Annotated in this window: 21 protein-coding genes; 13 read left to right on the plus strand and 8 right to left on the minus strand. The window is 72.1% G+C overall.

Going from position 1 to position 22,661, the window contains the following annotated elements; translation table 11 throughout:
• Positions 1-2: 2 nt before the first annotated feature.
• From K6U06_RS00445 to K6U06_RS00470, 6 genes are all read right to left on the minus strand, one after another.
• Positions 3-443 carry a chemotaxis protein CheX gene (locus K6U06_RS00445; protein ID WP_262319911.1) on the minus strand — a complete coding sequence of 147 codons (441 nt, stop codon included), beginning with the start codon at positions 441-443 and terminating at the stop codon, positions 3-5.
• A complete protein-coding gene (locus K6U06_RS00450) occupies positions 440-1,318 on the minus strand; it encodes a CheR family methyltransferase (RefSeq protein ID WP_262319912.1) in 879 nt (292 codons plus the stop codon). The genes K6U06_RS00445 and K6U06_RS00450 overlap by 4 nt, the downstream gene beginning before the upstream one ends.
• Positions 1,311-1,715 (minus strand): PleD family two-component system response regulator, encoded by a 405-nt coding sequence (locus K6U06_RS00455; RefSeq protein WP_262319913.1) that lies wholly within the window; start codon positions 1,713-1,715, stop codon positions 1,311-1,313. Before K6U06_RS00455 ends, K6U06_RS00450 begins: the two co-directional genes overlap by 8 nt.
• The gene (locus K6U06_RS00460) at positions 1,712-2,188 is read right to left on the minus strand and encodes a chemotaxis protein CheW (protein WP_262319914.1); all 477 of its coding nucleotides are present in this window, start codon (positions 2,186-2,188) and stop codon (positions 1,712-1,714) included. Before K6U06_RS00460 ends, K6U06_RS00455 begins: the two co-directional genes overlap by 4 nt.
• Positions 2,185-4,674, minus strand: a complete 2,490-nt coding sequence (locus K6U06_RS00465; RefSeq protein WP_262319915.1) for a chemotaxis protein CheA — start codon at positions 4,672-4,674, stop codon at positions 2,185-2,187. Before K6U06_RS00465 ends, K6U06_RS00460 begins: the two co-directional genes overlap by 4 nt.
• A 120-nt stretch (positions 4,675-4,794) precedes the next feature.
• Entirely contained in the window at positions 4,795-6,243 is a 1,449-nt protein-coding gene (locus tag K6U06_RS00470; protein WP_262319916.1) for a serine/threonine-protein kinase, read from the minus strand.
• Between the two features lie 94 nt (positions 6,244-6,337).
• On the opposite strand from K6U06_RS00470, the gene K6U06_RS00475 reads away from it, so the two are divergent.
• Both K6U06_RS00475 and K6U06_RS00480 read left to right on the plus strand, forming a co-directional pair.
• A complete protein-coding gene (locus tag K6U06_RS00475) occupies positions 6,338-7,762 on the plus strand; it encodes an aldehyde dehydrogenase family protein (protein WP_262319917.1) in 1,425 nt (474 codons plus the stop codon).
• Between the two features lie 63 nt (positions 7,763-7,825).
• The gene (locus K6U06_RS00480; protein ID WP_262319918.1) at positions 7,826-8,326 is read left to right on the plus strand and encodes a beta-class carbonic anhydrase; all 501 of its coding nucleotides are present in this window, start codon (positions 7,826-7,828) and stop codon (positions 8,324-8,326) included.
• A gap of 12 nt (positions 8,327-8,338) precedes the next feature.
• Here K6U06_RS00480 and K6U06_RS00485 read toward each other — a convergent pair whose 3' ends face one another.
• The gene (locus K6U06_RS00485; RefSeq protein WP_262319919.1) at positions 8,339-9,568 is read right to left on the minus strand and encodes a M28 family peptidase; all 1,230 of its coding nucleotides are present in this window, start codon (positions 9,566-9,568) and stop codon (positions 8,339-8,341) included.
• A 198-nt stretch (positions 9,569-9,766) separates the two neighbouring features.
• Between K6U06_RS00485 and ctaD the strand changes: the two genes are divergently transcribed.
• A complete protein-coding gene (gene ctaD / locus K6U06_RS00490; RefSeq protein ID WP_262319920.1) occupies positions 9,767-11,440 on the plus strand; it encodes a cytochrome c oxidase subunit I in 1,674 nt (557 codons plus the stop codon).
• A gap of 10 nt (positions 11,441-11,450) precedes the next feature.
• Here the strand turns inward: ctaD and rsgA are convergent, their stop codons facing one another.
• Positions 11,451-12,539 carry a ribosome small subunit-dependent GTPase A gene (gene rsgA, locus K6U06_RS00495; protein ID WP_262319921.1) on the minus strand — a complete coding sequence of 363 codons (1,089 nt, stop codon included), beginning with the start codon at positions 12,537-12,539 and terminating at the stop codon, positions 11,451-11,453.
• Between the two features lie 231 nt (positions 12,540-12,770).
• Here rsgA and K6U06_RS00500 point away from each other — a divergent pair, with 231 nt between their 5' ends.
• From K6U06_RS00500 to K6U06_RS00545, 10 genes are all read left to right on the plus strand, one after another.
• Entirely contained in the window at positions 12,771-14,351 is a 1,581-nt protein-coding gene (locus K6U06_RS00500; protein WP_262319922.1) for a DEAD/DEAH box helicase, read from the plus strand.
• A 73-nt stretch (positions 14,352-14,424) separates the two neighbouring features.
• The gene (locus tag K6U06_RS00505; protein ID WP_410050957.1) at positions 14,425-16,194 is read left to right on the plus strand and encodes a DEAD/DEAH box helicase; all 1,770 of its coding nucleotides are present in this window, start codon (positions 14,425-14,427) and stop codon (positions 16,192-16,194) included.
• 65 nt (positions 16,195-16,259) lie between these two features.
• Positions 16,260-16,721 (plus strand): Fur family transcriptional regulator, encoded by a 462-nt coding sequence (locus K6U06_RS00510; protein WP_262319924.1) that lies wholly within the window; start codon positions 16,260-16,262, stop codon positions 16,719-16,721.
• 44 nt (positions 16,722-16,765) lie between these two features.
• The gene (locus K6U06_RS00515; protein WP_262319925.1) at positions 16,766-17,698 is read left to right on the plus strand and encodes a metal ABC transporter solute-binding protein, Zn/Mn family; all 933 of its coding nucleotides are present in this window, start codon (positions 16,766-16,768) and stop codon (positions 17,696-17,698) included.
• Positions 17,695-18,546 (plus strand): metal ABC transporter ATP-binding protein, encoded by an 852-nt coding sequence (locus tag K6U06_RS00520; RefSeq protein ID WP_262319926.1) that lies wholly within the window; start codon positions 17,695-17,697, stop codon positions 18,544-18,546. Before K6U06_RS00515 ends, K6U06_RS00520 begins: the two co-directional genes overlap by 4 nt.
• Positions 18,546-19,445, plus strand: a complete 900-nt coding sequence (locus K6U06_RS00525; protein WP_262319927.1) for a metal ABC transporter permease — start codon at positions 18,546-18,548, stop codon at positions 19,443-19,445. Before K6U06_RS00520 ends, K6U06_RS00525 begins: the two co-directional genes overlap by 1 nt.
• Positions 19,442-20,308 (plus strand): metal ABC transporter permease, encoded by an 867-nt coding sequence (locus K6U06_RS00530; protein WP_262319928.1) that lies wholly within the window; start codon positions 19,442-19,444, stop codon positions 20,306-20,308. The genes K6U06_RS00525 and K6U06_RS00530 overlap by 4 nt, the downstream gene beginning before the upstream one ends.
• 60 nt (positions 20,309-20,368) lie before the next feature.
• Positions 20,369-21,187, plus strand: coding sequence for a class I SAM-dependent methyltransferase (locus K6U06_RS00535; protein WP_262319929.1), 819 nt, complete (start codon positions 20,369-20,371; stop codon positions 21,185-21,187).
• Between the two features lie 12 nt (positions 21,188-21,199).
• Complete coding sequence (locus tag K6U06_RS00540) at positions 21,200-21,556, plus strand: ArsR/SmtB family transcription factor (RefSeq protein ID WP_262319930.1); 357 nt, start codon at positions 21,200-21,202, stop codon at positions 21,554-21,556.
• Positions 21,553-22,656: a cation diffusion facilitator family transporter gene (locus tag K6U06_RS00545; RefSeq protein ID WP_262319931.1), complete on the plus strand. Its 1,104-nt coding sequence runs from the start codon at positions 21,553-21,555 to the stop codon at positions 22,654-22,656. Before K6U06_RS00540 ends, K6U06_RS00545 begins: the two co-directional genes overlap by 4 nt.
• Positions 22,657-22,661 lie beyond the last annotated feature (5 nt).

A 22,661-nucleotide genomic window follows, 5' to 3' on the forward strand; every position in this document is an offset into this window, starting at 1 on the left:
TCCTACGAACTCCCCGCGCCACCTCCCGGCGGGAGGCGCTCGACGGTGATCGACACCGGCTGCTCGCCGTCGCTGAGCGCGACCTCGGCGACGATGTCGGTCGCTTCGCCCTCGATCGGCCGGGGCAAGCCGAGGTGGCTCGGGGACGGGAGGAGGGCTTTGATGTTGCCGCCGATGATGTTGGCCAGCTCGCCGATGGCGTCGGCGATGAGCTCGTCGTCGATCTCGTCTTCGGGGAGCCCGAACAGCGCCGCGGTGGCCTCCCGGGCGAGGGCCTGGGACGTCTCGATGCGGATCCTCCCGTCCCACGCCCCGCCGATGACCACCTCCGCGCCCGCCGGCAGGGCGGCGCTGATGGTCGCGGCGTGGACCAGGTCCCGGTCGAGCAGCGACGACCATGCTTCGGTCGCGATCTCCTCGAGGTGGTGCTCTTTGATCGTCATCCGGCTGCCTTCCGCTGGTACCACCCGCACGTCCCCTTCTGGACCCGGGTGTACTCGTCGGTCAGGTTGAGGGTGGTCTCGGCCCCGCCGAGGATCAGCACGCCGTCTGGGCGCAACACGTCGGTGGCGATTTTGTGGAGGATCTGGGTCTTGGTGGCGGGATCGAAGTAGATCATCACGTTGCGCAGCAGAACCAGATCCGATCTCGGCACTCCGGTCCACGGGCCGACGAGGTTGAGCTCCCGGAACTCGACCATGCTGCGGATCTTGTTGTCGAGGCGGAACTTGGTGCCGTCCCGCTGGAAGTAGCGGGAAATGTACGAGGCGTGCATCCCCCGGTTGATCTCGATCTGCCCGTAGAGCCCGGAGCGGGCCTGCTCCAGCGCGGTGCGGGAGATGTCGGTGGCGACGATGCGCACGTTCCACGACGACAGCTCGGGGAAGTGCTCCCGGATGAGGATAGCCAGGCTGAAGGGCTCCTGACCGGTCGACGCCGCGCCGCACCAGACGGTAAGGGTTCGGTTGGCCCGCCGGGCGTCGATGAGCGGCGGGAGCACGTGGTGCTGCAACGCGTCGAAGGGGTGGCGGTCCCTGAACCACGACGTCTCGTTGGTGGTCAGCGCGTCCACGACCAGGTCCCGCAACTGCGGGCGGGGGCTGGAGCGCAGCGACGCCACCAGCTCGCTGACGCTGCCCGCCCCGGTGTCTCGGGCGACGGGCGCCAAGCGGCGCTCGATCAGGTAGGACTTGCTCTCGTCGAGGACGATGGCGGCGTGGGCCCGCACCAACGTGCGCACGAAGGCGGCCTCGGCGTGGGTCAGCGTCGCCAGGTCATCTCCCCGGGCCGCGAGGGCGCCGACGGCGACCTCACTCATCGATGCCTTCGCCCAGGCAGCCGAGCAACACCAGCTTCTCGGCCAGCGCCTCCTTGTCGAACGGCTTCATCAGGTACTCGTCGGCGCCGCTGACGAGCGCCTCCTCGATCCGGTCGATTTCGGACTCCGAGGTGACCATCAAGATGCGCACACCGTCGAGGCGGGCGTCCGCCCTCAGGTGACGGACCAGCTCGAGGCCGTTCATCTCCGGCATGTTCCAGTCGGCCATCACCACGTCGGGCGGCCCCGACTCGATGGCGGCCTCGATCACGTCCAAAGCGTGCTGCCCGTTGTCGGCCTCGAGCGTCGAGAAGCCCATGGACCCGATCATCCGGGTCATCAGCTTGCGCATGGCCCGGGAGTCGTCGACCACGACCACCTGGCGGGGGCTGATCATTGCTCGTCTCGCGGCGCGGCCCACAGCCGGGCGCTGTCGATGGCCGCGGCCGCGTCGAGCTTGAGCAGGAGGCGGTCGTCGAGTTGGTGCACGCCGGCGACGAGGTGGCGGACCTCCGGGGCCAGCGTGTCGGGGACCGCGTCCGCCGGTGCGGTGGTGGTCACGACGTCGCCGATCCGGTCGGCGAGGACGCTGACGGCGCGCCCGTCGATGCGGATGACGACGTGCACCGGCTGGTGCCCTTCGGGCGCCGGCTCGAGGCCCAGCCGGCGGCGCAGGTCGATCGCGGTGACTATCTGGCCCCGCAGGTTGATGAGGCCGACCACCGCCGGCGGTGACAGCGGCACCGGCGTCATGTCCATGTGCCGGACGATCTCTTGCACCAGGCCGATCTCCACGCCGAGGGCCAGGTCCCCGACGAACATCGTGCAGTACTGGTGGATGTCGGTGCTGAGCACCGTGGTCGCGGTCATCGTGACGATCCGATCTGGGCGAGCGCCCGCTTGGTGCCGGCGGCGGAGGTGTCGGCGCTGGCCAGGAGGTCGGGTGCCACCGCCGCGATGAGGTCACCGACGTCGAGCAGCTCGGTCGCCCGGCCGGCGATGATGGCCGAGCCGTCCAGGCCGGCCCGGGTCGAGCCCCGCTCCACCTGGACGTGCTCGTCGACGATGTCGATGATGCGGCTGGCGACCAGCCCGACCTGGCGGCCGGTGATCGTGGTGACGATGACCCGCATCATCCCTTCGAACCCCTCGTTCTCGCCGAACAGGCCGGGCAGCGACACGAGCGGGAGCATCTGGCCGCGGTACTGCACGATGGCCCCGTTGGTGGTGCGCTCCACGTCGGCGGCGCTGAGCTGCTCGAGGCGTTCCACGTCGTCGAGCGGCAGTGCGACGCGGTGGGTGGCACCGGCGGCCAGGATCAGCAGGGAACGGCGAGACTCGGAGTCGGCCTGGTAGCCGCCGGCTTTGTGGTCGTCGACCGGTTCGCCGGTCAGAACGCCGGCGCGGGCCGCGACGCCGTTGACCTCCAGGATCAGCGCGACGCCGCCGTCGCCCATGATCGTGGCCCCGGAGAACACCCCGATGTTGGCCGCCACCTGATCGAGCGGCTTGACCACGATCTCCTGGGTGTCGCTCAGCCCGCTCACGATCAGCCCGAACTGCTGGCCGTCGATGTGGACCACGACGATGGTCACCGGGCCGCCCTCGGTTCGCGGTGACGGCAGGCCGAGGAGGAGGCCGAGGTCGACGAGGGGAAGGAGACGGCCCCGCAGGCGGTACACCTGGGCGCCGGCGACGACTTCGATCGCGGTGGCGACCTTCGCGGCGTCCACCCGGACCAGCTCGACGACGTTGCCGTGGGGGATGGCGTAGCGCTGCCCGCCGGCGTTGACGACCAGCGCCGGGATGATGGCCAGGGTCAGCGGCAGGCGGATCTTGAACGTCGTGCCCACCCCGGCCGCGGTGGTCACCTCGATGGTGCCCCCGATCCGGTCGACGTGGGTCCGCACTACGTCCATCCCGACCCCGCGGCCCGACACGTTGGTGACCTCGGTCGCGGTGGACAGCCCGGGGGAGAAGATCAAGTCGACGACGTCCCGGTTGGACATCGTGCGCAGCTCGGCGATCCGGTCGGGGTCGCGCTCGCCGGCGATGGCCTTCGCCCGCACCCGCTCGACGTCGATGCCGCCGCCGTCGTCGACGATCTCGATCGACACGTGACCGGCTTCGTGACGGGCCCGCAGCACGAGGAGGCCCTCGGCCGGCTTGCCGGCCGCGACGCGGACGTCGGCCGGTTCGATCCCGTGGTCCACCGAGTTGCGCAGGAGGTGCAGCATCGGGTCCCTGACCGCCTCGAGGATGGTGCGGTCCAGCTCGGTGTCGGTGCCTTCCATCTCCAGGCGGACCTGCTTGCCGCAGGTGACCGCCAGGTCCCGCACGACGCGGGGGAAGCGGGTCCACACCGTGCCGATCGCCTGCATCCGGGTCTTCATGACCTCGCCCTGCAGCTCGCTGATCAGCAGGTCCAGGCGCTGCGCGGTCGCCACCTGCTCGGCGCTCGAGTTGTCGCTGGTGGTGTGCTGGACGATCTGGTTGCGGGCCAGGACCAGCTCGCCGACCAGGTTGACCAGCCGGTCGAGCACGGTGACGTCGACCCTGACGCTCGAGTCGGCCACCCCGCCGCGCACCTCGGCGCCGTCGGCTCCCGCCGCCGGCTTGCGCACGGCGTGCTGGTTCTCGGCGTGCTGGTTCTCGGCGTGCTGGTGCTCGGCGTGGTCCTCCGCGGGCCCGGCGTCAGCCGCGGCGGGCGCGACGGGAACCTCGACGGGAACCTCGACGGCCGGGGCGGCAGCCTCGGGGGGGGCACCCTCGGGGGCCGCAGCCGCGGGGGCCGCCGGCGTGGTCTCGTCGCCGGCCCCGGAAGCTGCGGGGGTGGCAGCCGGCCAGGCGGCCGACAGCTCGGTGGTCGACGCCGGCCAGGGCGCCGGCGCCTCGGTGACGGGGGAGGTCCACGCAGCCGACGGCCCGGCGGGGCCGGACTCCGGGGGCGGCGTGCCCTCCGTGAGAGCGACCAGCCTGGCGATCAGCGCCGAGTCGTCCCGGTCGCCTTCCTCGCCATGGGCCTCGATGGCCGCGAGCATCTCCCGCACCGCGTCCACCGCAGCCAGGAGCCCGCTGGTGATCGACGCGTCGAGCACCAGCTCTCCGGAGCGCAACCGGGCGAGGAGGCTCTCCGCGGCGTGGGACGCGGCCTGCAGCTTGGGGTAGCCGAGAAAGCCGCTGGTGCCCTTGATCGTGTGCAGAGCCCGGAACACCGACGCCAGCCGTTCGCCGTCGGTGGGATCCCGCTCGAGGTCGACGAGGTCCCGATCGAGCTGGTCGAGGTTCTCGTGACTTTCGATCAGGAAGTCGTTGACGATCTCATCCATCTCATTGTCGCGGGCGGTATCAGTCACTCTCCGGCTATCGGTGCGACGACCGCGAACCTGAGCCGGGAGCGCGGCGTCCCAACGGCAATTTCTCGCTTCGCGCCTCTGGCCAGGTAGCGCAGCCGGGCCCGGTTGCCGGCTGGCGGTTCAGCCCACCCCGTACTGGTCGATCAGCAGCTTCCCGGATCCGGGGGCGGGGGTGATGCTCAAACGGGTCGGTTCGGTCGTCGTGGTCCCGTCGACCTTCACGTAGTGCAAGGTCACCGTCACCTGCCCGGCTCCCGGCGCGACCTGGAGGACATCCACCCGCGACACCGAGTCCCAGAACTGCTGGTAGTACGCGTAGCCGATGCGCTGCTGGAACGCCGGGGTCAGCCACTGGAAGGCCTGGCTCAGCTGGTGACGGTCGACCATGGCGTAGTACCGGTCGACGGTCGACACCAGCTCGGCGGGGGTCGGGCTCGACACCGTCGACGGCTGGCTGGTCACCGGAACGCTCCGGGACTGACCGGGGGTCGTGGTCGACGCCGTCGGGCTGGTCGAGGGCGGCACGGAGCGGGCCGCCGGCGGCGCCGCCCCGGCGCTGCGGCGCGGGGCGTGGCTCCCCGACCCGGTCAGCGCCAGCCCCAGCCCGGTGCCGACCACGGCCAAGAAGGCCACCGCGGCGGCCCCCGCCAGCACCCCGGAGCGGCTGAGCGCGAAGCGGTGGGGCGGGGGCCGGTTCGGCGTCGGGCTGCCCCGGCCGGCGGGCGGTGCTGGCATGCGAGGCGGGCGCAGGTCGGCGCCGCGGAGGTCATCGGCGAGGGCCGCCGCGGAGGGGTAGCGGGCGGTGGGGTCCTTGGCCATCGCCCGCTCCACCACCGCGGCCAGCCCGGGGGCCACGCCGTGGTCGCGCAGGCTGGGAGGCTGCTCGTTGATGACCCGCACCGCGAACGCGATGACCGACTCGTCGGGGTGCGAGCAAAACGCCGGCGCGCCGCGCAACGCGGCGTACAGCGTCGCGCCGAGCGAGTAGATGTCGCTGGCCGGGGTGGAAGCCTCGCCGGCCAGCACCTCGGGAGCGGCGTAGGCGACGGTGGCGTTGAGCTGCCCGTGGGTCGCGGTGCTGTCCACGAAGTGGGCGATCCCGAAGTCGGCCAGCTGAGGCTCGCCGAACGCGGTCGCCAAGATGTTGGCCGGCTTGATGTCGCGATGCAGCACCCCGACCCGGTGGGCGGCGCTGACCGCGTCGGCCACCGCGCAGCCGAGCCGCACCGCCGCGTCGGCGGGGAGCGGACCCTGGCGGATCCGGTCGTCGAGGCTTCCGCCGCTCAGGTACGGCATCACCAGATACGGGCGGCCTCCGGTCTCGCCGGCGTCGTAGACCGGCACCACGTGCGGGTGCCCCGATAGCGACCCGAGCGCCCGCAGCTCCTTCTCGAAGTGGGACGGGCTCGGCGTGCCCGGCGTGGTGTCGAGAACCTTGACCGCCACCCGGCGGTGCAACGCCGGCTGCCACCCCCGGTAGACCGTCGCCGATCCTCCCCGGCCGATCGGCACCAGGTCGGAGATCCCCGGCAGGGACGGCGCGTCGGGACGGCCCGCCAACTCTTCCACCTCGCGGCCCTACCCGCTGGCGGCCCCTGGAAACCCTCCGCGGGGGGCGTAGCCTGGCCGGGGGCCACCCGGCCCAGCACATCGAGAGGTGACCATGGGACTGATCGTCAGGGACCGGATCTTCATCAACGGCGAGTGGGTGCCAAGCGCCGGCACCGAGGCGCTCGAGGTGACCAACTCGACCACCGAGGAGGTCATGGGCACCATCCCCGCCGGCACCGCGGCCGACGTGGACGCCGCGGTGGCGGCCGCGAAGGCCGCCTTCCCCGGGTGGGCGGCGACACCGGCGGAGGAGCGGGCCAAGTACTGCGCCCGCATCGCCGACGGGCTGGCGGCCAGGATGGACGAGGTCGCCACGCTGGTCAGCCAGGAGGTGGGGATGGTCAAGTCGCTCAGCAAGATCATCCAGGCCGGGCTGCCCTACAACTCCTTCAACGTGATCCCTCAGGTGGTCGCCGAGTTCCCGTGGGAGGAGCGTTCCGGCAACTCGCTGATCGTGCGCGAGCCGGTCGGCGTCGTCGGCGCCATCACGCCGTGGAACTACCCGCTGCACCAGATCGCGGCCAAGGTCGCCTACGCGCTGGCCGCGGGCTGCACGGTGGTCCTCAAGCCTTCCGAGATCGCCCCGCTCAACGCCTTCGTCCTCGGCGACATCATCGCCGAGGTGGGCCTCCCCGCCGGGGTGTTCAACCTGGTCTCGGGCACCGGCGCCGCGGTCGGCGAGGCCATCGCGTCGCATCCCGACGTCGACATGGTGTCCTTCACCGGCTCCACCCGGGCCGGCAAGCGGGTCGGGGAGCTGTGCATGCAGCGGGTGGCCAAGGTGGCGCTGGAGCTCGGCGGCAAGAGCGCCAACGTCATCCTCCCCGACGCGGACATCCCCAAGGCGGTGCGCGACGGCGTCGGCAAGGCGTTCCTCAACTCCGGCCAGACCTGCTCGGCGCTCACCCGCATGGTCGTCCCCCGCGAGCGTCTAGCCGAGGTCGAGCAGCTCGCGGCGCAAGCCGCCGACGCGATGACACCCGGCGACCCCTTCGCCGAGGGCTCCAAGCTGGGCCCGCTGGTCTCCCAGGCGCAGTGGGACCGGGTGCAGGGCTATATCAACGCCGGCATCGACGAGGGCGCCAAGCTCGTCGCCGGCGGGACCGGCAAACCGGATGGCCTGGAGACCGGCTACTTCGTCAAGCCGACGGTGCTCTCCGAGGTCACCCGCGGCATGCGCATCGCCCAGGAGGAGATCTTCGGCCCGGTGCTGTCGATCCTCCCCTACGACACCGAGGACGAGGCAGTCGAGATCGCCAACGACTCCGACTACGGCCTCGCCGGCGGGGTCTGGGCCGGTGACCAGGAGCACGCGGTCGCGGTGGCCCGCCGCATCCGTACCGGGCAGGTCGAGGTCAACGGCGGGGCGTTCAACCCCAACGCCCCCTTCGGCGGGTACAAGCAGTCAGGGATCGGCCGGGAGTACGGCCGCTTCGGCCTCGAGGAGTTCCTCGAGGTCAAGTCCCTCCAGCTCTAGACCGGCCGGCTCCCGACCGGCGCGGTTGGGGCTTGCGGAGCGGGTCTCGGTACGCTCGGCGGCGTGTCTACTCCCGACGACTTCGCCGACGTCCTCGAGGCCAACGCCGCCTACGCCAAGTCCTTCGTGTTCAACGGCCTGGAGGCCCGCGCCGCGAAGGGCCTCGGCGTCCTCACCTGCATGGACTCCCGTCTCGACCCGCTGAACATGCTGGGCCTGGCCCCCGGCGACGCCAAGATCCTGCGCAACGCCGGCGCCCGGGTCACCGAGGACGTGCTGCGCACCGTGGTCCTCGCCCACTACCTGCTGAGCGTGGACCGGCTGATGGTGGTGGGCCACACCAGCTGCCGGATGGCGTCGGGCCCCGAGTCCGCGGTGCACGACGCCATCCGCGAAGCCGGCGGCCCCGACACCCGCAGCCTGTCGTTCCTCACCACCGACGACCAGAAGGCGTCGATCGCCGAGGACGTGCAGCGGGTCCGGTCGTACCCGTACCTGGCCGGGTTGCAGGTCGGCGGGTTCCTATACAACCTGCACACCGGGGTCCTCGAGCCGGTCTGCTGACCGGCCGGCTCGTCACCCCCGGCCCATCCCCCGGGCCAGGCCGACCGCGACGGTCACCGCGGAGCGGATCGTCTCGTAGGTGAGGTGCTCGGGCAGGTCGCTCATCAGGTGGTAGTTGGTGAGCAGCTTGGTGACCGGGTCGAACGACGTGAGGGTGGCGGTCGGGTACCCGGCCCGGCTGGTCACCACGCTGTCGGTCGAGGACCGGGACCGCTGCCCCCGGATGAGCGCGACGCCCGCCTCGGCGGCGGTCGCCGCGACCCGGTCCCGCCATGACGGGTCGGTGTAGTCCTCCATCCGGGTCACCCCTTCCCCCTCCAGCATCACCAGGTGCGGGGAGCCGACGGTCTCCAGGTTGAGCACCCATGTCCGCCGGCGGTCCAGCCGCGCCAGGTGCTTCTCGACGAAGGGGTAGACCCCCCCTTGGAGGACCTCCTCGGCGCCCAGCGACACGAGGAGCACCGCGACGCCCGGCGGCGCCGGGGCGACGCGGAGCGCCTCCGCCACCCCCACCAACGCGGCCACCCCGGACAGGTTGTCGTTGGCCCCCGGGACTACCGGGCTGCGGGCGATGTCCACCCCGACGAGACCGACCACCGCGGTGGCGGCCATCCCGGCGGCGGTCACCGCCCGCCGGCCGGTGAGCGCCCCCAGGGCGACCACCGCCGGGGCGGCGATGACCGGCCAGAACAGCGGGATCGACGTGTTGATCCGCTGCAGCAGACCCGGCGCCAGGCGAGCCACGGCTTGTTGCAGGCGCGGGTCGAAGGCGTGACCGGTCGGGGCCGCGTCATGGTGGGCCAGGACCACCAGGGTGTCGGCGGCGGTGGCCGGGTCCCCGATCGCGGCGACCACGTTGGTCGTCGTCTTGCGCCGGTTGAGGAGCCGGCGCCACGGCCGCCGCCCGTTGGCGACGTCGTCGGCGATCGCCGCCGACGCGACACCGGCGAGGGTCGCGGCCAGCAGCGACCGCCGGACGGTGAGGGCGTAGGCGCCGCACGCCAGGCCGATCCCGGCGAGGGGCAGCAGCTCCCCGGCGTAGCCGTCGTAGAAGCCGACGGCTTCCACCTGAGCGTCGGCACCGGCGCGGCGCAGCCGCTCCGCTAGCCACTCCGCGGCGCGGCGCTCGTCGGCTGACCCGGCCCGCCGCTTCAGCGGGGACAGCGTCTCGGTGACCTCCCGAAGCTGGTCGGTGTCCGTGGGGCGAAGCTCGTCGGTGTCCGTGAGGCGAGTATCGCTCATGGCCGCAGGCCGGGCCAACAAGCGACCGGGTCGCCGGCGCGGATGGGGGTGTTTCTGTCGCCGCGTTCACATTGTCGTAGGGACCAAAGACCCTTTGTCGCCGGCGGGTTGGCTTTCCAACGCCGGTTCCAGCGACGATGCTCGAATGGCTGCAGCGCAGGTCCGTCACGGTTCGATCGTGGCCTTCGGGGGAGCGTCGTGACGATCATCCAGGAGCGGTCGCCGGAGCAACCACCGGCCGAGGAGCCCCGCCTCACGGAGTACGTCGGCGGTCCCCGCCCCCGGGGGTGGGTGAAGTTCGTCACCAGCACCGATCACAAGCAGATCGGGCTCAACTACATGGTGACCGCCATCGTCGGGTTCGTCGTCGCGGGCGTGATGGCCGAGGCCATGCGCACCCAGCTGATCGCCCCCAACAACCACTTCGTTTCGCTGGACGTCTACAACCAGCTGCTCACCATGCACGGCACGATCATGCTGTTCGTCGTCGCCGGGCCGTTCGCGTTCGGGCTGGCCAACTACATCGTCCCGCTGCAGATCGGCGCGCCGGACATGGCGTTCCCCCGGTTCAACAACCTGTCCTACTGGCTGTATTTGGGCGGGTTCGTGGTCCTCACCGGCGGGTTTCTGACCAACAACGGTGCCGCCAACTTCGGCTGGTTCGGCTACTCGCCGCTCACCGACGCCGTGCATTCGCCGGGCCCGGGCGCCGACATGTGGATCGTCGGGATCGCCCTCACCGGCTTCTCCGGCATCTTCACCGCCATCAACTTGATCACCACCGTCTTCTGCCTGCGGGCGCCGGGCATGGTGATGTTCCGGATGCCGATCCTTACCTGGAACATGTTGGTGACCATGTTCCTGGTGCTCCTGGCGTTCCCGGTCCTGACCTCCGCCATGGCGCTGCTGTGGGCCGACCGGCACCTCAACACCCACTTCTACGACCCCTCCGGCGGCGGGCAGCCGATCCTGTGGCAACACCTGTTCTGGTTCTTCGGGCACCCGGAGGTGTACATCCTGGCCTTGCCGTACTTCGGGGTCACGACCGAGGTGCTGGCCACGATGTCGAAGAAGCCGGTGTTCGGCTACAAGGGCATGGTCGGCGCGACGCTGGCCATCGGCGGCCTGTCGATGGGGGTGTGGGCCCACCACATGTTCACCACCGGCGCGGTGCTGCTGCCGTTCTTCGCGGCGCTGTCGCTGCTCATCGCCGTGCCGACCGGCATCAAGTTCTTCAACTGGATCGGCACCATGTGGCGGGGCACGCTCACGTTGAACACCGCGATGCTCTTCTCCGTCGGGTTCCTCGGGCTGTTCCTCTTCGGCGGGTTCACCGGCGTCGTCTTGGCCCAACCGCCGCTCGACTTCCAGACCCACAACACCTACTTCGTCATCGGTCACTTCCACTACATCGTGGCGGCGCTGGTCCTCGGGATCTTCTCGTCGATCTACTACTGGTTCCCGAAGTACACCGGCCGGATGCTCGACGAGCGCCTCGGCAAGGTGAACTTCGTGCTGATGTTCATCGGGTTCAACCTGGCGTTCTTCCCGATGCACGACCTGGGCCTGCGGGGCATGTCCCGGCGGATCGCGACCTACGACTCCAACCTGGGCTTCAACTTCCTCAACCTGCTTTCGACCATCGGGGCCTACATCACCGCGCTCGGGGTCATCCCGCTGGTGGTGAACATCTTCATTTCGCTGCGTAAGGGGACCGTCGCCGGCGACAACCCGTGGGACGCCCAGACCCTCGAGTGGGCTACGTCGTCGCCGCCGCCGGACCACAACTTCGAGTCGCTGCCCCCGATCCGCTCCGAGCGGCCGCTGTGGGACGCCAACCACCCCGACCAGCGCACGCGCGTCGGGCACTGACCGCCCCCGGTCAGTCTCCGGTCCTGCGCCGGTCATTGGCCCGGATGCGAGCCCGCCGTCCCGCCGCGGCCCGCTGCGCCCTGGCGTCGACCCGAGCCTGGTTGCGGTCCTCGGTCTCGGCTGCCTCCTGGGACAGCGCCCGGTAGCGGGCCAGACGGGCCGGGTCCAAGGCGCCCGCTTGGATCGCGGCCCGCACCGCGCAGCCCGGCTCGGTGGTGTGGGCGCAGTCGGAGAACCGGCACGACGCGGCCAGCTCGGTGATGTCGGAAAACGCCGCCGCCAGGCCGCCCTCGTCGATCCACAGCCCCACCCCCCGAAGCCCGGGGGTGTCGATCAGCGCCCCACCGCCGGGAACGACTACCAGCTCCCGCCAGTTGGTCGTGTGCCGGCCCTTGCCGTCCCGGGCCCGGACCTCCCCGACCGCGACCGCGGTGCCGGCCAAGGCGTTGACCAGCGTGGACTTCCCGGCACCGGACCGCCCGAGCAGGGCCGCGCTGCGGCCCGGGCCGAGCCGTTCGCTGAGCAGGGCCAAGCCGTCGCCGGTGACCGACGACACCGCCACCGCGGGGATGCCCGGCCCGACCTGTTCGAGCACGGCGGCGACCGCGTCGAGCGCGGCGTGCTCCACCCGGTCGGTCTTGGTCAGCACCGCCACCGGTTGGGCGCCGCTGTCCCAGGCCAGCACCAGGGTCCGTTCGAGCCGGGCCGGGGAGAGCGGCTCGTCGGCGGCCACCACGATCCAGATCTCGTCGATGTTGGCGGCCAGCACCTGGGGCTGGTCGGAGTCCGCCGAGCGGCGGACGAACGCGCTGTGCCGGGGCGCCAGCCACGTGATCCGACCGGCGATACCCGACCGGGGTGGGCCGTCGGCGCCGGGATCGGGGCGGGCCAGCACCCAGTCTCCGGTGCACACCGGCTCGTCCCACCCGGCGAGGAAGACGCCCTCGGGGGTCGCCACCTCCGCGGCGATGCGCTCGGCGCGCACCACCCGCCCGGGGAGCGGGCCTCCAGCCACGGCGTTGGCGAGGAGGCCCGCCACCGTGTCGTCGTCCCCGCCGAGGTGGCGGAGGAAGGCCTCGACGTCCGCCGCGTCAGCCACGAGCAGCGGCCGTCACGAGAGGTGATCTTGAGCGGTCATCGTCGCAGTGATCTTCGCAGCTGGCGGGCCGGGAGCGGGACTTTTCTGGCGCTGCCCGCGCGGGAGCCCACTTTCCCCCTACTCTGTTGTTCATCTCCGGCGGTGGTGTCGGTGCGCCCTTGCCCTCAGGCACCCGGCGCGGCTACCCCCCAACACGCGTCGCCACCCCCACTACCAGGAAGATCTTCACGAATGAGTACCGCCTTTTCACCGCGCCGGTCCCGGCGCGGTCAACGCCCCGCCGACACTGAGCGGGGCGTCGAGACCGCTGCCGCCGACGGCCGCCACACGCCTCCCGCCGCTGCTGGCCCCGCGCCCGCCCCGACCGCGGCCCCCTCGGCTGATGCCGAGAGCACCCCGACCTTCGCCGAGCTCGGCGTCCCCGCCCCGAGCGTCAAGGCCCTTGCCGCCCAAGGCATCGACCGTCCTTTCCCCATCCAGGTGGCGACGCTCCCCGACACCCTCGCCGGCCGCGACGTTCTCGGCCGGGGCCGGACCGGGAGCGGCAAGACCCTGGCGTTCAGCCTTCCCCTCGTCGCCCGCCTGGCCGGCGGCACCCGCCGAGCCCGCCAGGCCCGGGGCCTGGTCCTCGTGCCGACCCGTGAGCTGGCCAACCAGGTCCTCGCCGTCGTCGAGCCGCTGGCCGCCGCGGCCGGGCTGACCTCGACGGTCGTGTTCGGCGGTGTCGGCCAGGGGCCCCAGGTCAAGGCCCTGTCGCGAGGCGTCGACATCCTCATCGCCTGCCCGGGCCGCCTGGAGGACCTGATCGGCCAGGGCTTCTGCGATCTGTCCGGCGTGGAGATCACCGTCCTCGACGAGGCCGATCACATGGCCGACCTCGGGTTCCTGCCCGGGGTCAAGCGGATCTTGGACCGCACCCCAAGGAACGGGCAGCGGTTGCTCTTCTCCGCAACGCTGGACAACGGCGTCGACGTCTTGGTGAAGCGCTACCTCACCAACCCCACCACCCACTCGGTCGACCCCGCCGTGGCTCCGGTCGAGACCATGACCCACCACGTCTTCTCGGTCTCCGCGGCGGACAAGGCCAGCGTCATCCACGAGCTGGCCTCCGGCATGCAGCGCAGCTTGCTGTTCATGCGGACCAAGCACACCGCCAAGCGCCTGGCCAAGCAGCTGTCGGCGGCGGGCATCCCCGCCGTAGAGCTCCACGGCAACTTGAGCCAGAACGCCCGTGAGCGCAACCTCGCGGCGTTCACGGACGGATCGACGCGGGTGCTGGTCGCCACCGACATCGCGGCTCGGGGCATCCACGTCGACGACGTGGCCATCGTCGTGCACGTCGACCCGCCCAACGAGCACAAGGCCTACCTCCACCGCAGCGGTCGCACCGCCCGCGCCGGGGCCGGCGGCACCGTAGTCACCTTGGCGCTGCCCGACCAGGAGCGCGACGTGAAGGTCCTGGCCCGCCAGGCCGGGATCAGGCCGACGACGGTGTCGGTGCGGCCCGGCTCAGAGGAGATCACCCGCCTGGTCGGCCCGCCGGCCCCGAAGGTGGAGTACGTGCCCTCCCGCGACGCCGACCAGCCTCGCCAGCCGGGCAACCGGCCCCGCTCCAAGGTCGCCGGGCGCTCAAGCGCACCCCGCCAGGGTGCCGCCCCCGGCGCCCGCTCCGGTGCCGCCGCCGGACGCGGCGGCAGCGGCGGTGGTCGCAGCGGCGGGAGCCGCAGCGGCGCGGCCGGCCCGGCCCGCACCCGTTCGGAGCTGGCGGCTCGCGCCGGGCAGCCGCCCGCCGGCCGCCGCCGGGCCCGCTGAGGAAGATCCGATGAGCGAGCAGACCCTCACCGACGAACGCCTCCTCACCGACTCCGTCGAGCAGGATGTAGCCATGCCCGAGCAGCACGGGAGCGACCCCGAGCGCCAAGACCCGCCCGCGCCGACGGAGGCCGAGACCGAACCCGAGAGCGAAGCCGAGCGGGGAGTGACCTTCGCCGGTTTGGAGCTGCGCCCCGAGCTGGTGGCTGCGCTGTCGCACCTCGGCTACGAGGAGCCGACCCCGATCCAGCGGGAGGCCATCCCGGTCCTGCTGGCCGGGCGCGACGTCCTCGGCCAGGCGGCGACCGGCACCGGGAAGACCGCGGCGTTCGCCCTCCCGATCCTCGAGCGCCTCGCGCCCGGCAAGCGGGACCGGGACCCGGTGGCGCTGATCCTCGTCCCCACCCGCGAGCTGGCCATGCAGGTGTCCGAAGCCCTGCACCGCTACGGGCGCGACCTCGGGGTGCGGGTGCTGCCGATCTACGGCGGTCAGCCCATCGGCCGGCAGCTGCAGTCCCTCGACCGCGGGGTGGACGTCGTCGTCGCCACCCCCGGCCGGGCCATCGACCACCTCAACCGCCGCACCCTGCGGCTGGGCGCCCTCCAGGTCATGGTCCTCGACGAGGCCGACGAGATGCTCGACATGGGTTTCGCCGAGGACCTCGAGGCCATCTTCGCGGCGACCCCCGAATCCCGCCAGACCGTGCTGTTCTCCGCCACGCTGCCGTCGCGCATCGACGCCATCGCCCGGACCCACCTGCACGACCCGGTCCGCATCCGCATCGCCGAGTCGTCGACCGCGGAAGGCGAAGCGCCCCGCGTCCGCCACAGCGCCTACGTCGTGCAGCGCCCCTACAAGGCGGCCGCGCTCGGGCGCATCCTCGACGTGGAGGCCCCGACCGCCGCTTTGGTGTTCTGCCGTACCCGCGACCAGGTCGATCACCTGACCGAGACGCTCAACGGTCGGGGCTACCGGGCCGAGGCGCTCCACGGCGGGATGAGCCAGGAGCAGCGCGACCGGGTCATGCAGCGGCTGCGTAACGGCACCGCCGACCTGCTCATCGCCACCGACGTCGCGGCCCGGGGCCTCGACATCGACCTCCTGTCCCACGTCGTCAACTACGACGTGCCAGCCTCGGTCGAGTCCTACGTCCACCGCATGGGACGCGTCGGGCGGGCCGGCCGGGAAGGCGTGGCGATCACCCTGGCCGAGCCCAGGGAGCACCGGATGCTCAAGACCATCGAGCGTGCGACGAAGCGGCGGATCGAGATCGAGAAGGTCCCCACCGTCGCCGACCTCCAGGCCCGCCGCCTCGAGCTGACCCGCGCCGCGCTGCAAGAGAGCATCCTCGGCGAGGACCTCGACCACTTCCGGGTGGTCGTCGAGTCCCTGGCCAGCGAGTTCGACGTCATGGAGATCGCCCTGGCCGCGGTGAAGCTGGCCCACGAAGCGTCGGGGGCGCCGGCCGACGAGCAGGACATCCCCGACGTCACCCCGTTCAACAAGCCCGACCGGGGCGCCCGCTTCGAGCGCGACGAGCGCCCCGAGCGGGCCGGTCAGGGCGGCTCGGGCGGTCGGGGCGCCAACCGGCGGGAGCCGGCCAGCGGTATGACCCGCTTGTTCGTCGGCATCGGCCGGGACGCCGGAATGCGCCCGCAGGACCTAGTCGGCGCGATCACCGGCGAGACCCAGCTGCAGGGGAAGCAGATCGGGGCGATCGACATCGCCCCCCGGTTCTCCCTCGTGGAGGTCCCCGACGCCGTCGCCGACGACGTCATCAACGCGCTGCGGGACTCCAAGATCCGGGGCAAGAAAGCCACGGTCCGCCGGGAGCGTTTCTGACCCCGGAACGCTGAGCGGTGCCCGCCGGCCGCGGCGGCCGCCCGCCGGTGCACCATGATGGAAGGGTGACGACGCGAGGAGCGACGGCGCCGGCCGACGACGACCTGCACGAGCTGGCGGCGGCGCGGCTGCGCACCGTCGACCAGCGCTACACGTCGGGTCGGCGGGCGATCGTCGACCTGCTGGCCGGCGCCGGCCGGCCGGTGAGCATCGCCGACATCGCGGAGCTGCGCCCCGACCTGGCCCGCAGCTCCGCGTACCGGCACCTGATGGACCTGCAGGTGGCCGGCGTGGTGCGCAAACTGGCCGCCGACGACGAGTTCGCCCGTTTCGAGCTGGCCGAGGACCTCACCGAGCACCACCACCACCTCCTCTGCGTCAGCTGCGGGGCGGTCACCGACGTCAGTCCCTCCGCGACGTTGGAGAAGGCGATCGGCCGGGCACTGTGCGACCTGGCCGCGGCCGAGGGGTTCGAGATCTCCAGCCACCGGCTCGATGCCGTCGGGGTGTGCCGCGACTGCCGCTGAAGTCGTTTTTGATACTTGGACTCAGTCTCATTTACGATGGGGGTATGCGAACCGCCCGGCGCCTTCTTTGGGCAGTGGCCGTGGTCGGGCTGGTCGCCGGGTGCGCCTCGGCGCCGGCGCCCGCCGGCCGGGCCGCCCAGGCCGGGCGGGTCCTGCAGGTGGTCGCCGCGGAGAACGAGTGGGGGTCCATCGCGGCCCAGGTCGGCGGCGCCCACGTGCAGGTCACCTCGATCATCACCAACCCCAACGCCGACCCCCACGCCTACGAGCCGACCGCGGCCGACGCCCGAGCCGTCGCCGCCGCCGACCTGGTCTGGTACAACGGCATCGGCTACGACGGGTGGATGCCCAAGCTGCTGGCCGCCGACACGGCCAGCTCCGCGCCCGACCCGGCGCGGGTGCTCGACGTGGGGCGGGTGGTCGGCGCGGCCAGCAGCGCCAACCCTCACCGCTGGTACAACCCGGCCGACGTCCACACCGTCATCGGGGCCTACGTCGGGGACCTCTCCCGCCTGGACCCGGCCGACGCCGACTACTTCAAGGCCAGCGCCGCGACCTTCGAGGACCACGGACTGGCCGCCTACCACCAGCTGATCGGGCAGATCAAGGCTCGCTTCGCCGGCACCCCGGTCGGCGCGTCGGAGTCGATCTTCTCGATGCTGGCGCCGGCCCTCGGGCTGGACCTGATCACCCCGCCGTCGTTCCTCCGGGCCATCAGCGAGGGCAGCGACGTGTCAGCCGCCGACAAGGCCACCATCGACCGCCAGATATCCGGTCGCCGCATCAAGGCCTACATCTACAACAGCCAGAACACCACCCCCGACGTCCGGGCCCAGATCAACGAATGCCGGGCCGCCGGCATCCCCACCGCCACCATCACCGAGACGCTCGCCCCGCCGGGCGCGACCTACCAGCAGTGGCAGGTCGCGCAGCTGCGGGGCATCCAGGCCGCCCTGGTCGAGGGAACCCGCCGATGACCGGGCCTCCCGCGGTGTGGGCCGAGGCTGCGGCGGTCGCGGTCAGTCGCCGAACGCTTTGGAGCGGCGTCGATCTCGACATCGCCGCCGGTGAATTCGTCGCGGTGCTCGGCCCCAACGGCGTCGGCAAGTCGACGCTGGTGAAGGTCCTCCTCGGGTCGCTGCCGCTCTCCGCCGGCCGGGTCCGGGTCCTCGGACGGGAGCCCGGCGGCGCCAGCCAGGAGATCGGCTACCTCCCCCAGCGGCGCAGCTTCGACCCGAGTCTGCGGGTCCGCGGCGTCGACGTGGTGCGCCTAGGCCTCGACGGGGACCGGTGGGGCGCGCCGATCCCCGGGCTGGCGCGGGTGTCGGCCGCCGCTCGGCGGGCGTCGGCGCGGGTGGCGGAGGTGATCGACCTGGTCGGCGCCTCGGCCTACGCCGACCGGCCGATCGGGCGCCTCTCCGGTGGCGAGCAGCAGCGTCTGCTCATCGCCCAGGCCCTGGTCCGCCGGCCCCGGCTGCTGATCCTCGACGAGCCGCTCGACAGCCTGGACCTGCCCAACCAGTCGTCGGTCGCGGCGCTTATCGCCCGCATCAGCCGAGAGGAGGGGGTCACCGTGTTGATGGTCGCCCATGACGTCAACCCGATCCTCCCCTACCTGGACCGGGTGGTGTACATCGCGGCGGGCGGCGCGGTAGCCGGCACCCCCGCGGAGGTGATCACCGGCCCGATCCTCAGCCGCCTGTACGGGACCGCCATCGAGGTGCTGGCCACCTCCGACGGCCGCCTGGTCGTCATCGGGGAGCCGGAGGCCCCCGCCCACCACACCGACCGCCACAGCGGCCATCCCCACGCCGATCCGCTCTGATGGCCCTTCTCGCCGTCGCCGCCCCGCGCCTCGGGTGGAACCCGGTCTCCGACATCGACCAGCTCCTGCGCTACCACTTCATGCTCAACGCGTTGCGGGCCGGGACCATCGTGGCGGTGGCCGCCGGGGCCATCGGCTGGTTCATGATCCTGCGCCGCCAGAGCTTCGTCGGCCACACCCTGGCCACCGTCGGCTTCCCCGGCGCCTCCGGGGCGGTGTGGCTCGGGCTGCCCGCCACGTGGGGGTACTTCGGGTTCTGCTTGGCGGCCGCGATGGTTGTGGGCCTCTTGCCCCGGCGGGCTCTCGGGGCGGCGTCCTCCGGGCTGTCAGAGGAGTCCGCGGTCATCGGCACGGTGCAGGCGATGGCGCTGGGGGCGGGCTTCCTCTTCACCAGCCTCTACCACGGGTTCCTGAGCGGCACCACCGGCCTGCTGTTCGGATCGTTCCTCGGCGTCACCGACGCGCAGGTGTGGACCCTCCTGGCGGTGGGCCTCGCCGCCCTGGCCGTCCTGGTCGTCATCGGCCGGCCGCTGCTGTTCGCGTCGGTCGACCCAGACGTGGCCCGGGCTCGGGGCGTGCCGGTCGGGGCCCTGTCGTTCCTGTTCGTACTGCTCCTAGGGGCGGCCGCCGCGGAGGTCAGCCAGATCACCGGAACCCTGTTGATCTTCGCTCTGCTCGTGATGCCCGCGGCGGCCGCCCAGCAGCTGACCACCCGCACCGGCCGCAGCCTGGCGCTGACGGTGCTCATCGCCGTGGCGGCCACCTGGCTGGGACTGGCCGCCGCCTACTTCTCGGCGTACCCGGTCGGCTTCTACATCACGACGTTCGGGTTCGCCGCGTACCTCCTGGCCGCGTCGACTCGCCTGGTCGGCGGCCGGCCGCGGCGCGCCGGGCGATGACCGTCCTCGGGCTGGCCGTCGCCGACCCGTTCGCGGGGGTGGCCCACATGCTCGGCCACCCCTTCGAGGTGCGAGCCGTCATCGCCGGCTCGCTCATCGCCGCGGCGGCCGCCCTGGTCGGGTGGTTCGTGGTGCTGCGCAGCCAGGTCTTCACCGGCGACGCGCTGTCCCACGTGGCCTTCACCGGTGCCCTGGCCGCCCTGGCCGCCGGGATCGACCTGCGCATCGGGCTGTTCGTCGGCTGCGTCGTGTTCGGGCTGGCGATGGCCGTCCTGGGACGCAACGGCAGGGCCGACGACGTGGTGATCGGCAGCGTGTTCGCCTGGGTGCTCGGCTTGGGCGTCCTTCTGCTCACCGTCTACACCACCGGGTCCGGGGCGACGGACGCGTCGGCGGGCATCAACGTCCTGTTCGGGTCGATCTTCGGGCTGAGCGCCAGCCAGTCCACCCTCGCCGCGCTGATCGCCGTCGGGGTGATCGTGGTGATGATCGCCATCGCCCGGCCGCTGCTGTTCGCCTCCCTCGACCCGGCCGTGGCGTCGGCCCGGGGGGTGCCGGTTCGGGTCCTCGGCGTGGTGTTCCTCGCGCTGGTCGGCGTCACCGCCGGAGAGGCCACCCAGGCCGTGGGCAGCCTGCTACTGCTCGGGCTGCTGTCGGCCCCCGCCGGTGCGGCGGCTCGCCTCACCGACCGTCCCTTCGTTGCCATGTGGGTGGCGGTCGGGCTCGGCGTCGTCTCGGTGTGGGGGGGTCTGGCCATCTCCTACGCGGCGTCGCGGGTCCCGCCCTCTTTCGCCATCATGGCCGTGGCGACGGGGATCTACCTGCTGGCGGCGCTGGCCGGCCCCCGCCCCCGCCCCGGCTAGGTCGTCTCATGCAGTGGTAATTGGATCACATGGCGAGATCGAGGTTCTACGGTGGTGGGCATGAGCGAGGCGCCGCGGCCGAGAGCCGTATACACCCACGGCCACCACGAGTCGGTGCTGCGCTCGCATCGGTGGCGCAGCGCGGCGAACTCCGCGGCCTACCTCCTCCCGCACCTCCGGCCCGGCCTGCGGGTGCTCGACATCGGCGCCGGCCCGGGCACGATCACCGCGGACCTGGCCTCGGCGGTGGCCCCCGGCCAGGTGACGGCCGTCGAGACGTCGGAGGAGGTCCTCGACCTGGCCAGGGCGGAGGCCGCCCGCCGGGGGACAGGGGGGATCGAGTTCCTGGTCGGCGACGTCCACCAGCTGGACGTTCCCGACGACAGCTTCGATGTGGTGCACGCCCACCAGGTGCTCCAGCACGTCGGGGACCCGGTGCAGGCGCTGCGGGAGATGCGTCGGGTGTGCGCGCCGGGAGGGATCGTGGCGGCGCGCGACAGCGACTACGCCGCCTTCACCTGGTTCCCTGACATCCCCGAACTGGACGAGTGGCTGGCGCTGTACCGGGACGCCGCGCTGGCCAACGGCGGTCAGCCCGACGCCGGCCGCCGGCTGCTGGCCTGGGCCCGCCAAGCGGGCTTCGGCTCGGTCACTGCGTCCTCCAGCACCTGGTGCTTCGCCACACCGGAGGACCGGGCGTACTGGGGCGGGATGTGGGCGCGCCGGATTCTCGCCTCGGACCTGGCCACCCAGCTGGTGGAGCGCGCCGCGGCGACCCAAGCCGACTTGCAGCGGATCTCGGCGGCCTGGTTGCGGTGGGCCGAGCACCCCGACGGGTGGTTCTCGATCCTCCACGGAGAGATTCTCTGCGCCCCCTAGTACAGTTGCTGCGTGCCTACGCAGGTAGTTGTCGAGCCGGATGACGCACAGTTCTCGGTGGCGGTCGAAACGTTCAAGTTGCTGGCCGACAACACCCGGCTGCGCATCTTGTGGGCCCTCCTCCACGGCGAGCACTCCGTCGGCGAGTTGGCGTCCCACGTCGGGGCTCAGCCGCCGGCGGTGTCCCAGCATCTGGCCAAGCTGCGGATGTCGCGCCTGGTGCGGGTCCGGCGGGAAGGCAACCGGCTGTTCTACGCGGCCGACGACGCCCACGTCGGGAGGCTGGTCGAGGAGGCGCTGTTCCACTCCGACCACGTGGTGGCCGCGAGCCGGCCCCACGGCGCCGACGCCCGCCGGCGGCGGTCATGAGCAGCGCCGGGGCGAGCGACCAGCGCCACGAGCACCACGACGACCACGATCACCAGCCCGGCCACGAGCACCACGACGACCACGATCACGGGCACGGGCACGAGCATCCCGGTGGGGTCAGGGGAGCGGTCCTGTCGCTGCTCAAGCCCCACAGCCACGACGCGGCCGACTCCTTCGACTCCGCGCTAGAAGCCAGCGCCGAGGGGATGCGGGCCCTCAAGGTGTCCCTCGCCGGCCTGGCGGTCACCGCCGTCATCCAGGTGGTGATCTTCTCGATCAGCGCGTCGGTGGCCCTGCTCGCCGACACCATCCACAACTTCGCCGACGCCCTCACCGCGATCCCGCTGGCCGCCGCGTTCATCCTCAGCCGGAGGGCGCCGACCTCCCGCTACACCTACGGTTACGGCCGCTCCGAGGACCTGGCCGGCGTGGCCATCGTCGTCACCATCGCCGCGTCGTCGATCGTGGCCGCGTTCGAGGCGGTGGACCGCCTGGTGCACCCTCGCTCCGTCCACCAGCTGGGCTGGGTGGCGGCCGCAGGGGTGGTGGGCTTCCTCGGCAACGAGGCGGTGGCCCGCTACCGGATCCGGGTCGGGCGGCGGATCGGCTCCGCCGCGCTCGAAGCCGACGGGTACCACGCCCGCACCGACGGGTTCACCAGCCTGGCGGTGGTGGTCGGCGCCGGCGGGGTGGCAGCCGGATGGAGGCTGGCCGACCCGATCGTCGGCCTGCTGATCACCGTCGCCATCCTCTTCGTGGTCAAAAACGCCGGCCGGGACATCTACCGTCGTCTCATGGACGCGGTGGACCCGGCCCTAGTCGAGCAGGTCCGTCGGGTGCTGGCCGGCGTCGAGGGCATCGTGACCGTCGACTCGGTGCGGATCCGTTGGGTCGGCCACGAGCTGCACGCCGTCGCGGAGGTGTCCTCGGACGGCTCCTTGTCCCTGGCCCAGGCCCACGACATCGCCGAGCACGCCCACCACCACCTCCTCCACGAGGTCCCCCGGCTGCGGGAGGCCACCATCCACTCGAGCCCCGCGGTGCAAGGCGGCGAGGACCCCCACGCCCGCACCGCCCACCACCGCCCGGCCCCGGGGTGATCGCC

This window comes from Acidiferrimicrobium sp. IK, from assembly GCF_025499425.1.
In the GTDB taxonomy this organism is placed as follows: domain Bacteria; phylum Actinomycetota; class Acidimicrobiia; order Acidimicrobiales; family Palsa-688; genus Acidiferrimicrobium.

Excerpts from the sequence above, each read along its gene's own strand:
- K6U06_RS00505 (WP_410050957.1), top strand. The coding sequence starts at position 14,425 with ATGCCCGAGCAGCACGGGAGCGACCCCGAGCGCCAAGACCCGCCCGCG.
- K6U06_RS00535 (WP_262319929.1), top strand. The coding sequence starts at position 20,369 with ATGAGCGAGGCGCCGCGGCCGAGAGCCGTATACACCCACGGCCACCAC.
- K6U06_RS00520 (WP_262319926.1), top strand. The coding sequence starts at position 17,695 with ATGACCGGGCCTCCCGCGGTGTGGGCCGAGGCTGCGGCGGTCGCGGTC.
- K6U06_RS00515 (WP_262319925.1), top strand. The coding sequence starts at position 16,766 with ATGCGAACCGCCCGGCGCCTTCTTTGGGCAGTGGCCGTGGTCGGGCTG.
- K6U06_RS00485 (WP_262319919.1), bottom strand. The coding sequence starts at position 9,568 with ATGAGCGATACTCGCCTCACGGACACCGACGAGCTTCGCCCCACGGAC.
- K6U06_RS00475 (WP_262319917.1), top strand. The coding sequence starts at position 6,338 with ATGGGACTGATCGTCAGGGACCGGATCTTCATCAACGGCGAGTGGGTG.
- K6U06_RS00545 (WP_262319931.1), top strand. The coding sequence starts at position 21,553 with ATGAGCAGCGCCGGGGCGAGCGACCAGCGCCACGAGCACCACGACGAC.
- K6U06_RS00500 (WP_262319922.1), top strand. The coding sequence starts at position 12,771 with ATGAGTACCGCCTTTTCACCGCGCCGGTCCCGGCGCGGTCAACGCCCC.
- K6U06_RS00460 (WP_262319914.1), bottom strand. The coding sequence starts at position 2,188 with ATGACCGCGACCACGGTGCTCAGCACCGACATCCACCAGTACTGCACG.
- K6U06_RS00445 (WP_262319911.1), bottom strand. The coding sequence starts at position 443 with ATGACGATCAAAGAGCACCACCTCGAGGAGATCGCGACCGAAGCATGG.
- K6U06_RS00455 (WP_262319913.1), bottom strand. The coding sequence starts at position 1,715 with ATGATCAGCCCCCGCCAGGTGGTCGTGGTCGACGACTCCCGGGCCATG.
- K6U06_RS00525 (WP_262319927.1), top strand. The coding sequence starts at position 18,546 with ATGGCCCTTCTCGCCGTCGCCGCCCCGCGCCTCGGGTGGAACCCGGTC.
- K6U06_RS00450 (WP_262319912.1), bottom strand. The coding sequence starts at position 1,318 with ATGAGTGAGGTCGCCGTCGGCGCCCTCGCGGCCCGGGGAGATGACCTG.
- K6U06_RS00530 (WP_262319928.1), top strand. The coding sequence starts at position 19,442 with ATGACCGTCCTCGGGCTGGCCGTCGCCGACCCGTTCGCGGGGGTGGCC.